General features: G+C 72.7%; 9 protein-coding genes and 1 pseudogene. 6 read left to right on the top strand and 4 right to left on the bottom strand.

What is annotated here, in order from left to right; genetic code table 11:
* Positions 1-82 precede the first annotated feature (82 nt).
* A complete protein-coding gene (locus IE180_RS36790) occupies positions 83-778 on the top strand; it encodes an erythromycin esterase family protein (protein WP_308434451.1) in 696 nt (231 codons plus the stop codon).
* Positions 727-1,512 carry a restriction endonuclease gene (locus IE180_RS27395; RefSeq protein ID WP_444545785.1) on the top strand — a complete coding sequence of 262 codons (786 nt, stop codon included), beginning with the start codon at positions 727-729 and terminating at the stop codon, positions 1,510-1,512. Before IE180_RS36790 ends, IE180_RS27395 begins: the two co-directional genes overlap by 52 nt.
* Before the next feature lie 520 nt (positions 1,513-2,032).
* On the opposite strand, the gene gdhA is transcribed toward IE180_RS27395, so the two are convergent.
* On the bottom strand, positions 2,033-3,391 hold the full coding sequence (gene gdhA, locus IE180_RS27390; RefSeq protein WP_190159635.1) for an NADP-specific glutamate dehydrogenase: 1,359 nt from the start codon (positions 3,389-3,391) through the stop codon (positions 2,033-2,035).
* A gap of 905 nt (positions 3,392-4,296) precedes the next feature.
* On the opposite strand from gdhA, the gene IE180_RS27385 reads away from it, so the two are divergent.
* The 3 genes from IE180_RS27385 to IE180_RS27375 all read left to right on the top strand — a co-directional run bounded on the left by IE180_RS27385 (position 4,297) and on the right by IE180_RS27375 (position 8,018).
* The gene (locus IE180_RS27385) at positions 4,297-6,015 is read left to right on the top strand and encodes an N-acetylmuramoyl-L-alanine amidase (RefSeq protein ID WP_190159634.1); all 1,719 of its coding nucleotides are present in this window, start codon (positions 4,297-4,299) and stop codon (positions 6,013-6,015) included.
* Between the two features lie 175 nt (positions 6,016-6,190).
* Positions 6,191-6,760 carry a TetR/AcrR family transcriptional regulator gene (locus IE180_RS27380; RefSeq protein WP_190159753.1) on the top strand — a complete coding sequence of 190 codons (570 nt, stop codon included), beginning with the start codon at positions 6,191-6,193 and terminating at the stop codon, positions 6,758-6,760.
* Positions 6,761-6,839: 79 nt separating this feature from the next.
* A complete protein-coding gene (locus IE180_RS27375; protein ID WP_190159633.1) occupies positions 6,840-8,018 on the top strand; it encodes a GDSL-type esterase/lipase family protein in 1,179 nt (392 codons plus the stop codon).
* A gap of 1,033 nt (positions 8,019-9,051) precedes the next feature.
* Here the strand turns inward: IE180_RS27375 and IE180_RS27370 are convergent.
* The 3 genes from IE180_RS27370 to IE180_RS27360 are packed head-to-tail and all read right to left on the bottom strand — an operon-like array spanning position 9,052 to position 10,952.
* Positions 9,052-9,369 (bottom strand): EthD family reductase, encoded by a 318-nt coding sequence (locus tag IE180_RS27370; protein ID WP_190159632.1) that lies wholly within the window; start codon positions 9,367-9,369, stop codon positions 9,052-9,054.
* Positions 9,366-9,929: a dihydrofolate reductase family protein gene (locus tag IE180_RS27365; protein WP_190159631.1), complete on the bottom strand. Its 564-nt coding sequence runs from the start codon at positions 9,927-9,929 to the stop codon at positions 9,366-9,368. Before IE180_RS27365 ends, IE180_RS27370 begins: the two co-directional genes overlap by 4 nt.
* Positions 9,930-9,986: 57 nt before the next feature.
* On the bottom strand, positions 9,987-10,952 hold the full coding sequence (locus IE180_RS27360; RefSeq protein WP_190159752.1) for a sigma-70 family RNA polymerase sigma factor: 966 nt from the start codon (positions 10,950-10,952) through the stop codon (positions 9,987-9,989).
* A gap of 574 nt (positions 10,953-11,526) precedes the next feature.
* Here IE180_RS27360 and IE180_RS27355 point away from each other — a divergent pair.
* Positions 11,527-12,069 (top strand): annotated as a pseudogene (locus IE180_RS27355) (transposase family protein); the annotation flags it as partial.

The following is a 12,069-nucleotide window of genomic DNA, read 5'->3' as shown; positions in this document are numbered from 1 at the left end:
GGCGAGGAGCGCGGCTTCACCCCCTTCGCCCTGGGGATGAGCCGGTCGGCAGGGCTGAGGACCGCGCACCCGGGGCGCGGTACTGCGCGGGCGCCTGGGCCACGACCGCACCGCGCTCGGCTTCGGCTTCGCCGCCGGCTCCTTCCTCACCAAGGACGCCTCCCTCGACGGGGACGGGGATCCGGTCACCGTCCCGGCCGCACGCGCGGGGACGAAGGAGCACACCCTGGACCGGGTCCGGTACCGGGACCTCTCCCTCGACCTGCGGACGGCTTCCGCCGAGGCCCGTGCCTGGCTCGACCGCGCCCGCCCCGTCCACGCCGCCGGCCCGGCCTTGTCGAGAGACGGCAGAGAGCGGTTGTCGGCAACCGTCGCTCAGCCTGGCCGCGGGGGCCCGGCGCGGGTTCGCCCGGGCCGGCGGGGGGAGGGTGCCCTCTCGCGGACGGGAAGACCGGCCGGAGTGCGTTTCGATGGCGTGTTCGGGGTGAGGCGGGTCTTCGCGAGCTGCCGATCCTCGGCAGGAGCTGCCAGGACCGGTGACGGGAGCCGGGGCGAAGGGGGAGCGGGCCGGGGAAGTACGGGAAGCACCGGGGGAGGCGGCCGGCCGCGCCGCGGGCGACCGAGGCGGATTCGGACGAGGGAGGGGGCCGTATGGCAACGGCCGTCGGCAGGGGCAGGGGCAGGGGCGCGATACGACGGGAGGGCCCGGGGAGATCCGTGCGGGACCTGGTCCTCGTGGTGGGACTCGCGGGTGCGGTGGTCGGCGGCACGGCCCTGATGTTCAAGACGACTCGCTCGACCGGCTCGCACCTGTCGGTCGTCCTCGTCGTCCTTGTACTGCTGCTGGGCGCCGGGACGGCGCTGACCCGGTGGAGCAGGGGCCCGATGCGCCGCCGGACCGGGGCCCCCGGGACCGGCGCGGGAACGAACGACCGGGGAGGGACAGCGGGTGGGGCACGTCTGCCCGATGCGGACGGCCGTGCGGAGGAGGGCGTCCTCCGCACCCTCACCGTCCCGCCGGGCGCCGCCCCGGCGGTTGCCGGGCCCGCTATGCCGCCCGCCCTCGACTCCGAGGCTCTGGACCACCTGGCCGTCGACCCGGAGGGCTTCGAGCACACGATCGCCGCCCTGTGCGCCAGGGACGGCTGTTCCCCTGTGGAGGTGGTCGGCGGCGCCGGCGACCTCGGCGCGGACGTGATCGCGACGACCGTCGACGGGAGGCGCGTGGTCATCCAGTGCAAGCAGTACGGGGAGGACCACCGGGTCGGCTCTCCCGACCTCCAGCGGTTCGGCGGAACCTGTTACGCCGTGCACGAAGCCGACGTGGCCGTCCTCGTCACCACCAGCTCCTTCACGGAGCCGGCCCTGGAATACGCGGCCTCCTGCGGGATCCTCTGCGTCGACGGTACGGAGCTGGCGGCCTGGACCGCGTCGACGGCGCCGGCCCCCTGGGCCGCCCGGCCGGGCGCACCGGTGCCTGACACCGGGGACGGAACGATCCTCGACGGCTGAGAAGGCCATCAGCGGCGACGGGCGCCCGAGCAAACGGTGCGTCTCCGAGCCGCGTTCGGCTCGTGCTCTCCGCCGGGCGGGTCAGGACGGCTTTCACACGCCGGTCGTCGGTGTCCGTCGCCCGTAGCCGAACTTCAGGAAGACGGCGGCGACGTGCTTCTCCGTCGGCCGCTCCGACACGCCATGACCTCGTCGCGGCCGGCCCGCCGTCGGACGCCGGTGCCCGGGCGAGCGTCCACCGGTCGGCCGCGGCACTGCACCACGTCCAGACGTCCGCCGCTTCGGCTCACGGGGCCGACCGGTCACCGGACCGATCCCGGCGGCGTGCGGAGAAGGGAGGCGAGCACCGGTCCGCACTCCCTCCGTACGGCGGTCCTTCCTGCGAACGGCCCCTGGGCCCCTGGGCAGGCCCCCCGTCGACCTGCCCGAGAACCGTACGGGCGCGGGGCCGACGCCGGGACCCTCCCCGGCGGTCCGTGCGAGGGGAGGGCCTGCGACACGCGCGTGGTGCCGGCAGGGGTCAGATGACGCCCTGGGCCAGCATCGCGTCGGCCACTCGCTCGAAGCCGGCGATGTTCGCGCCGGTCACGTAGTCGCCGGGGGCACCGTAGCGTTCGGCGGTCTCGTGGCAGGTGGCGTGGATGTCGTTCATGATCCGGGCGAGTTCGCCCTCGACCCGCTCGGCCGCCCAGGACGTCCGCGCATGGTTCTGTGCCATCTCCAACGCGCTGACCGCGACGCCGCCCGCGTTGGCCGCCTTGCCGGGACCGAAGGCGACGCCCGCCTGCTGGAACAGACGGACGGCCCCGGGGGTGGTCGGCATGTTGGCGCCCTCGGACACGGCCTTCACACCGTTGCGGATCAGGGCCGCGGCATCGTTCTCGTCCAATTCGTTCTGGGTGGCGGACGGCAGCGCGATATCGGCCGGCACCTCCCAGACCCGTCCGCCCGGCACGAAGCGCGCCGAGGAGCCCCGGCGCTCCGCGTACACGTCGACACGGCCCCGCTCGACCTCCTTGACCTGCTTGAGCAGTTCCAGGTCGATGCCCTTCTCGTCGACGACGTAGCCCGACGAGTCCGAGCAGGTCACGGCGTTGGCACCGAGGGCTGCCAGCTTCTCGACGGTGTAGATCGCGACGTTTCCGGAGCCGGAGACGACGGCCGTCTGCCCCTCCAGGTCCTCGCCGCGTTCGCGCAGCATGGCCCCCGCGAACAGCACATTGCCGTAGCCGGTCGCCTCGGGGCGGATGAGCGAGCCGCCCCAGCCGGTGCCCTTGCCGGTGAGGACGCCGGCCTCCCAGCGGTTGGTGATGCGGCGGTACTGACCGAACAGGTAGCCGATCTCACGGCCGCCGACGCCGATGTCACCGGCGGGCACGTCGGTGTGCTCACCGATGTGCCGGTACAGCTCGGTCATGAAGGACTGGCAGAACCGCATGACCTCGGCGTCGCTGCGCCCGTGCGGGTCGAAGTCGCTGCCGCCCTTGCCCCCACCGATGCCGAGGCCGGTCAGCGCGTTCTTGAAGATCTGCTCGAAGCCCAGGAACTTGATGACGCCCAGGTTCACCGACGGGTGGAAGCGCAGGCCGCCCTTGTACGGGCCGAGCGCGCTGTTGAACTCCACGCGGAAGCCGCGGTTGACGTGCACGCGGCCCCTGTCGTCCTGCCACGGCACCCGGAAGACGACCTGCCGCTCGGGTTCGCACAGCCGCTCCACGAGCCCGGCCTGCGCGTACTCGGGGCGGGCCGCGAGCACCGGCGCGAGCGTCTCCAGGACCTCGTGGGCGGCCTGGTGGAATTCGGGTTGTGAGGGATTGCGGTGTTCGATCTCCTTGAGGAGATCGTCGAGGACGGTCAGCGTCTCGGATCGAGTCGTCACAGAAAGCCTTTCTGGCGCGGCTGTCACCGGATCCATCACGGGGTGCGGCTCGCTCGGGTCCGGTCCACTGAGGGATGTTACGGCGCCGTTGCCGCACACAGGACGCGATAAGTGTCACGCGCATGTAAATCCGTGACCAGAGTGCGGCCGGGACCGCTCACGATGTGAGACCCCTCCGGGCCGCCCGGCCCGCGACGACCGTGAGGCCCCCACCCCCGAGAACGGGCGCGTGGAAGGCGCGCACCGTCCTCCGGACGGGCAGCGTGTCGGAGACGGGAGACCCGGCGGGCCACCGAACACGGATCCGGCCTCGACACCCGACGCCGGCTCGTGAAAGCACGTTCGTCCACCTGCACGGGTTCACCGCCCGCGGATCCGCCGGAAGATCTCCGACGACATCCACGAAGCCCTTCCTCACCCTGGGATGCCCATCCCTCCGCCGGCCGACCGGGCGCCAGAACCGGCTGCGCCGCGATCCGGTCGGCGTGGTCCTGCGCGCCGACGATCCCCCGGCCGGACGGGACCGGCTGCGGCCGCCGACCAGCGCGGCCGCCCGGCACGGGCATCCCGCCGTCCCGCCTGGTGCGGCGGTCTGGTCCCCTCGCGGGGATGACTGCGCTGGTGCGGTGACGGTCCCGCGCGTGTCGGGCGTGCCGGTGGGACCGGGAGGGGCTCCCGTCCGAAGGATGGTGGCGGCCGCACCATCGGCCGCGACCGAACGACGTACACCAGCGCGAAAGGGACATGGTGTGACCGGAAGACACAGGCGGCACCGGGGTTTCGGTGCTGCGGGACTGGCGGCAGCCCTCATCTGGGGATGCGCCACTGCCGGGAACGCCCGGCCCTCCGACACGACCCCCGGCGGCTTCGAGCGGGCGGCCGGGCGAGCGGCGGCGGAATTCGGCGTGCCGAAGGACGTGCTCCTCGGCGTCAGCTACGAGTCCTCGTGGTGGGAGGCCGGCGAAGGCCGCCCGAGCACCAAGGGCGGTTACGGTCCGATGCACCTGACGGACACGACGTCCGGGGGAACCCACGCCCACCGCCCGGGCGAAGGGCCGGTGGACGCCACGGGCACCGACGACCCGTCCGAACACACACTGCAGGCCGCCGCCGCGATGATCGGCGTCGCGCCCGAGACCCTCAAGCGGGACGAACTGCAGAACCTCCGAGGCGGCGCCGCCCTGCTCGCCTCGTACCAACGGCGGATCACCCGTCAGATGCCGCTCGACCCGGGTGACTGGTACGGGGCTGTGGCGCGCTACAGCCAGGCCCCCGACGCCACCGTCGCCGGACGGTTCGCCGACGGCGTCTTCGAAGCGATCCGCGACGGCAGGCGGAAGGTGCGCAAGGACGGCCAGAGCGTGTCGTTGCCGAAGTCGCCGTCCATCCGTCCGGCGAGGTCACAGCTCGCGTTCCTGGGGCTGCGGAAGCAGGCCGCGGCGGCGGTGCCGGAGTGCCCGAGCCGGCTGAACTGCCGGTTCGCCCCCGCTGCCGTCTCGAACTACCAGGTGTCCTCGCGGAACGCGAACGGCATGGACATCGACTTCATCGTCATCCATGACCTCGAAGGGTCGTACGACGGGGGAGTCAGCTGGTTCCAGGACCCCGCCGGCGGGACCTCCGCGCACTACGTGATGAAGGCCGACGGCAGTGCGGTGACGCAGATGGTGGCCACCAAGGACATCGCGTTCCACGCCGGGAACTACTGGCTGAACCTGCACGGCGTCGGCATCGAGCTGGAGGGGTACGCCGCCCAGGGGCCGACCTGGTTCACTCCGGCTCAGTACGAGGCGACCGCCGCGCTGGTGGTCTACCTGGCACGGCGCTTCGACGTCCCCCTGGACCGCAAGCACATCATCGGGCACGACAACGTCCTTCCGCCGAGGCCGGCCCGCGCGCCGGACGCGCACTGGGATCCCGGCCCCTATTGGGACTGGGAGAAGTTCATGGCCCTCGTCGGCGCCGAGGCCCTCGAGGAGGGCGGGGCCGTCGGGATCGGACAGGCGGTCACCATCGCCCCGAAGTACGGCGAGAACGCGCAGAGGGTGACGGTGTGCGCCCCGACCTGCCGCACCCGGACACAGCCTTCGAACTTCCTCTACGTCCGCACGGAACCCCGCTCCGACGCCCCGCTCGTCTCCGACCTCGCCCTCCGTCCGGACGGCTCGGCGGGAACCGAGCACATCGACGACTGGGGATCGACCGCGATGTGGGGGCAGGAATTCGTGGTCGCCGATGTGCGGGGGGACTGGACGGCCATCTGGTTCGGCGGGCGCAAGGGATGGATCCACAACCCGGCGGGCGTGAACACCCGCCCCGCCCCGCACGCGCGGATCGTCCGTCCCGCGAGCGGGGCGAAGTCGGTCTCCGTCTACACGACGGCCTACCCCCGCGCCGACGAGTACCCCCAGGGACTGCCCGCGTCGGCGCAGACGCGGTTCACCATGTACGCGTTCCCGCAGGGGCAGGCGTACGTGGCCGCCGGCGCACCGTTCGACGCCGACGACTTCTTCCCCGCCACTCCCTCGCGCCGGGAGGTCGTGGTCTCCGGTGACCAGCAGTACGACGTGATCCAGTACAACCGACGCCTGGCCACCGTGAACACCGCGGAGACGGCCCGATGACCGTGGAGCCGGCCGGTGGTCCGGAGCCGGCCCCGGCAGGACCCCGGCAGCACGACCCGACGCCGCGGACGGGGGCGCGGCAAAGCCCCTCGCCGAGGAGGCGAAACCGACAGATGCCTACAGGTCATAGGTAGATCTAGAGTGATCGTAGGCATAGTGGGAGTAGGTGATGGTTGTGGTGCGGGCAGGACTGACCCCGGAGCGGCTGGCGCTCGCAGGTGCGGACCTCGCCGACGAAGTCGGTTTCGGCGAGGTCACCCTGTCCGCGCTCGCCCGGCGTTTCGACGTGAAACCCGCGAGCCTGTACGCGCACGTGAAGAACTCCCACGAGCTCAAGACCCGGATCGCGCTGCTCGCCCTGGAGGAACTCGCCGACCGGGTCGCCGACGCGGTGGCCGGGCGTGCGGGCAAAGACGCCCTGACGGCCTTCGCGAACGCCTACCGGGACTACGCCCGGGCGCACCCGGGCCGCTACGAGGCGGCCCGGTACCGGCTCGATCCGCAGACCGCCATGGCCGGCGCCGGCGTCCGGCACGCGCAGATGACGCGGGCGCTCCTTCGCGGCTACGACCTGCCCGAGCCGGACCAGACGCACGCGGTCCGCATGCTGGGCAGCGTCTTCCACGGCTACGCCTCTCTCGAGGCGGCCGGAGCGTTCGACCACACGGACGTCGCCGCGCAGCAGTCCTGGGCCTGGACCCTCGACCGCCTCGACACCGCGTTGCGGACCGGCTCCGCGCCCTGACCGCGCCGCGTCACCGGCACCGGCCGCACGCGCACACCGTCCTGACAGCCCCACCCCAGAAGCGCGGAGGCCCGAGGCCATGAGCACCGGCCAGAACCTGATCACCACCCCCATCACCGCCGACTTCCTGCGCGGACACCTCGACGTGGAGGTGACGGCCCACGGTCTGCTGCCGCACCGACTGCCCGCCCGGGCGCGCCGTCAGATCCCCGACGACCGGCTGGCCGTCGCGGAGGCCCAACCCTCCGGCGTCCGGCTGGCCTTCCGTACGAGCGCCACCACCATCGACCTGGACACCCTGCCCACCAAGCGGGTCTACGCGGGCTTCCCGCCCCCGCCCGACGGCGTCTACGACCTCCGGGTCGACGGCCTGCTCACCGCCCAGGCCACCGTGCCCGGCGGGAACCTGCGCACCATCACCGACATGCAGACCCAGACCGCGCACCTCACCCCGGGCCCGGCCGGCACCGCCCGCTTCACCGACCTCCCCACCGGCGAGAAGAACATCGAGATCTGGCTCCCGCACGCGGAGATCACCGAGGTCATCGCCCTGCGGACCGACGCCCCCGTCACCCCGGCCCCCGACACGGGGCGCCGAGTGTGGCTGCACCACGGCAGCTCCATCAGCCACGGATCCAACGCCGTCTTCCCCAGCACCATCTGGCCCGCACTGGCCGCCTCCGCGGGCGACGTGGAGCTGGTCAACCTCGGATTCGGCGGCAGCGCACTGGCCGCCCCGTTCACCGCCCGCGCGATGCGCGACACCCCCGCGGACCTGATCAGCGTCAAGCTCGGCATCAACATCGTCAACACCGACGCCATGCGCCTGCGCGCCTTCGTCCCCGCCGTCCACGGCTTCCTCGACACCCTCCGCGAGGGCCACCCCACGACCCCCCTGCTGCTGATCTCACCGATCCTCTGTCCGACCCACGAGAACACCCCCGGGCCGCTCATGCCGGACCTCTCCGGCGGAACCCTGAAATACGAGGCCACCGGCGATCCGGCCGAGACCGCCGCCGGACGGCTGACGCTCACGATCATCCGCGACGTCCTGGCCGACATCGTCGAGCAGCGGTCCGCCGAAGACCCCCACCTCCACTACCTCGACGGACTCGACCTCTACGGCGACACCGACCACGACCGGTTCCCGCTGCCGGACGCGCTCCACCCCGGCCCCGAAGGCCACCGGCGCATCGCCGAGAACTTCGCGAAACTCGCCTTCGCGGACAACGGGCCCTTCGCCGCAACGACCGGCTGAGGCGCCACAGGGCACCGCCGAGGTCCGATGAGCCCTCCGTCCCGCCGACTCCGGGCGGAGCTCCCGCCCCGGCTGCGCCGCGAGGCCCGGAGCGCCGAGTCCTCGTACGGCATGGCGGACGCGAGGCTGAACGCCCGGAGGCTGCTCGGTGACCGCGTGGCCGGCAGGGAGCCGGCCACGCTCGCCTTTTCGCCCCGGTGGCGCCGGCAGCGGCTCGGCGAGGTGGGTTTCACGGGCTTGGTCGAGCGGTACGGGGCCGAGGCGATCGTGGCCGGCCCCGGCGGGGACAGGCCGGAGGACCGCGCGTCCACGTCGGCGAAGCGCCGACCGTCGAGGCGGCGGCCTGGTTCGTGCTCGCGCTGCACCGGATCACCGAGGCCCCGAGAACACTCGCACGCCCGACGAGCACCTGGCCGCCCCCGGGCAGAGATCCCCGGCCCGGACGAGGAGCCGCGTCGCGCGATCGTCCACGAGTACGGCCCGGGCTGTGAGCGATCGAACGACCCTCGGTGGCGTCTGGAGGCGCTCTGCACCGAGCCCTCGCGCGCCCTGACGCGACGGAACGGTGCCGCAGGCGCCCTGGGAGATGTCCCGCGCCCACGCCCGAGCGCGCCTCTCCGCCCCCCGGTCGTTCCCCACACGCCGCACAGACAGGTGCACCACATGCTGGACACGACACCGGGCTCGACACCCTGGTGCCTGCCCGGCTCCTGTCCGACGACACCCTCCTGGTCGATCAGCCCGTGCCGCTGCGCGACATCGTCACCGGACTGGCGGAGGCAGAACTGCCGGGCCACACGCAACAGCTCCTCGCCCTCCTCCCCGAGCGGGCCACGACCGAGGCCACGAAGCGACCACGGCACATACAGACTCGGCTCATCCCCGAAGCTGACGAGGCGCGCCGGCTCCCCCGAGGGCCGGCAGCCGGCCACCTCGCACCGCCCGGGGGAGCGGGCGTCCTCGCCGGCACCGGCACGGACGATCCGAGCGGGCTGAGCCTGGCGAGTTCGTTGCGCATACGCACGGAGATCGCCTACAGCACGCTCTCGCCCACGGTGAGGATCATGCTGCGGACCGGGGCGAGTTCCTGCAGGTGCGCCGCGTCGGCTGCGGCGGCGTGTCCCTCGGGTGAGGCGAAGGCGGCGTGCAGTTCGTCCATCGTGTCCCACTCGAGCTCGGCGACCAGGTAGTACGGTGCGCCCCCGCGGACGGCGATCGGGTCACGGCTGATGGTGTAGCGGCGCAGCCCCGGCAGACGGCGCGCGAGTGGGAGGTGGACATCGTGGTACCGCCGGTCGAATGCCGCGGAGTCGGCGGGCGTCTCGTACAGGGCGACGAAGCGGGCGGTCATCGGGCGGTCCTGCGGTAGCGGGTGAGGACGGCGGCGCCGACCTGCTCGACGGCCAGGCACTCCAGCCCGGCGTGGGGACCGTCGGCCGGGAAGAGCCGCCGGCCGGTGCCGAGGACGGTGGGAAAGGTCAGCAGCCGGTACTCGTCGACCATGTCCGCGGCCATCAGCCGGTCCACGATGCTCAGGCTGCCGGTGACGATCACGTCCCGCCGCTCGTGCTTGACGGCGTCGACCAGGTCGCCGTCGAGGACCTGGGAGTTCGCCCACGCCGACGTGGCGTCGTGGGGCAGGGTGCGGGAGGCGACCAGCTTCGGCACGGCGTTCATCCGCGCGGCGAACGGGTCGTCGCGGCCCGGCCACAGCTGGGAGAACAGCTGCCAGGTCGTGCGCCCGAGCAGCAGCACCCCGTCGTCCAGCGCGCGGCCGAGCCGGAACTTGTCCCCGGCGACCGCCTCCGGGCCGTACCGGAAGGCCCAGCCGCCCAACGGCGTGCCGGCGGACCCGTCCGGATCGGCCACGACTCCGTCCAGGGTGATGAACTCGATGACGATGACACTCATGATGAGATTCCCTTCGGTTCGGTGCTCACCGGTACGTACCGGCCGCACCGCCCCGGCTCATCGCTCCCGGCGGAAATCGTCCGAGGGAATCTCGCGCGGCAGCTCGAAGCCGTCGAAGACGCGCGGATCGGCGAACACGACGTTGTGTGCGATGCGGCCGTCGGTGACGGTGAAGACCTGCAGGGTGTGCACACGGTGCACGCCGCCGGGCCCCGGCGCGTACGCGGCGAGCGCGGGCTGCCCGTTGGCGGTCAGCGCCCGCATGCCCCAGCCCGTGCCACGCATCTCGAACACCCGCTCCATGAACCGCCCGTAGTCCTGACTGCCCCGGTACCACAGCGGCACCGGCGGCATCTCCAGCACCGCGTCGTCGGCCAGCAGCCGCACCAGCGCGGGAACGTCCGCCGCCTCGAACGCCTGCACGTACCGCCGGACGACCGCCCGCACCTCGGGATCGTCAGGCTCGGTGATCGCACCGGCATCACCCACGTCCACGAGGGCGGCCCGGGCCCGCTGCAGCGCGCTGTTGACCGCAGCGACCGTGGTCCCCAACTGTTCGGCGACCTCGGCGGCGGTGAACGCCAGCACCTCGCGCAGTACCAGCACCGCCCGCTGCCGCGCCGGCAGGACCTGCACCGCCGCCACCCACGCGAGCCGCAGGTCGGCCCTGGCCTCCACGTCGAACCGCGCGTCGGGGAACGGCTCCAGCCAGGGCACATCGAGCGCGGGCACGAGCGGCGCCCCGGGATCGCCGCTCGGCGCCCCCAACCCGGACGGCAGCGGACGCCGCCCACGCCCCTCCAACGCGGTCAGACACACGTTGGTCGCGATCCGGTACAGCCAGGTCCGCACCGACGCGCGCGCCGGGTCGTACCGGTCCCGGGCCTTCCACGCCCGCAGCAACGTCTCCTGCACCAGGTCCTCGGCCTCGTGGAACGAGCCCAGCATCCGGTAGCAGTACGCCACCAACTCGCCCCGGTACGGATCGAAGTCCACCGGATCATCATGCCGCACACCGGTCATGCGCGCCTCGAGAGGGAGCTCCAACAGAATCCGCCAGGTCTGGGCACCCCGCACCAGAAGGACAGGTCCGGCCTGGGCCATCCGCCGATCCTCGGACGGGCCACCTGCAAATCCTCGCCGCCCACCCGCCTCGTCCGCTCCCGCGGGCACGGGGCCACCTGTCGATCGAAGCCACACCGTGCTTGCGGTGCCCCCTCGTCCAGGCCCGTTGCCTGCGGCATCCCGCCCCGGACGAGGCGGTGCCCGGGGAAGGGGAAACTCCGCCCCGGGCACCGCCCGGCCTCTCGTTCGGACGGGGAACCGCTGATGCCGGTCACGGGCAAACCGTGCGGACAGGGGCCTGTCATGGGGCATCCCGGGCTCTGTGGTGGGCTGGGGCCAGACGGCGGTCAAGGGGGCTTCCTCACGGTGGCCCCGGCCCACCAGCCGGGGGGAAAAGACCGAGGACACCGTGCCCGCTGAACCCACGCCCGACCCCACCCACGAGGACCGTGCCGCCCCGATCACCGGCCTCCCGGCTTCCCCCAGCCAGGCGAGGGCGGACTTCCCCGAGCCGTTCGCTCCGACGATCGTCACCAGCGCGGTCGTCGACCTGCTCGCCGAACGAGCACCGGGTCTGCTCAAGACGCTGCGCGAGTACGATCCCGACTTCATCCTGCTCGACGGCACCCTCGCCGAGTGCGACCGGGCCGGCAACGGCCGGGCCGACTACTCCCACAAACACCGGCGCCACGGCGTGAACGTGCAGGTCGTCACCGACCCGGGAGGCCGGCTGCTGTGGCTCTCGCCCGCCCTGCCGGGCCGTACGCACGACCTGACCGCCGCCCGCACCCACCGGATCATCCGGATCTGCGAGCGCCAGGGCGTTCCCATCCTGGCCGATCTCGCCCACCAAGGCGCAGGACCGTGGCTGACGACCGGTATCGAACGCAGGCCACTCCAGGAACTCACTCCCACCGAGAAGACCCCCAACCAGGCGCTGGCCGCAGCACGAGCGCCCGTTGAACGCGGTGTCGCGAGCCTGAAGTCCTGGCGGATCTTCCGCAGGTCCCGGTGCAGCCCCCACCGCACGACGTCAATCGTCAAGGCCGTCCTCACGCTTGAGCGGCAGCGCTGA

This window comes from Streptomyces litmocidini (genome assembly GCF_014649755.1).
GTDB classification, from domain to species: domain Bacteria; phylum Actinomycetota; class Actinomycetes; order Streptomycetales; family Streptomycetaceae; genus Streptomyces; species Streptomyces litmocidini.
The sequence above is the reverse complement of the archived record's forward strand: the minus strand, read 5'-3'. Positions and strand labels throughout refer to the sequence as shown.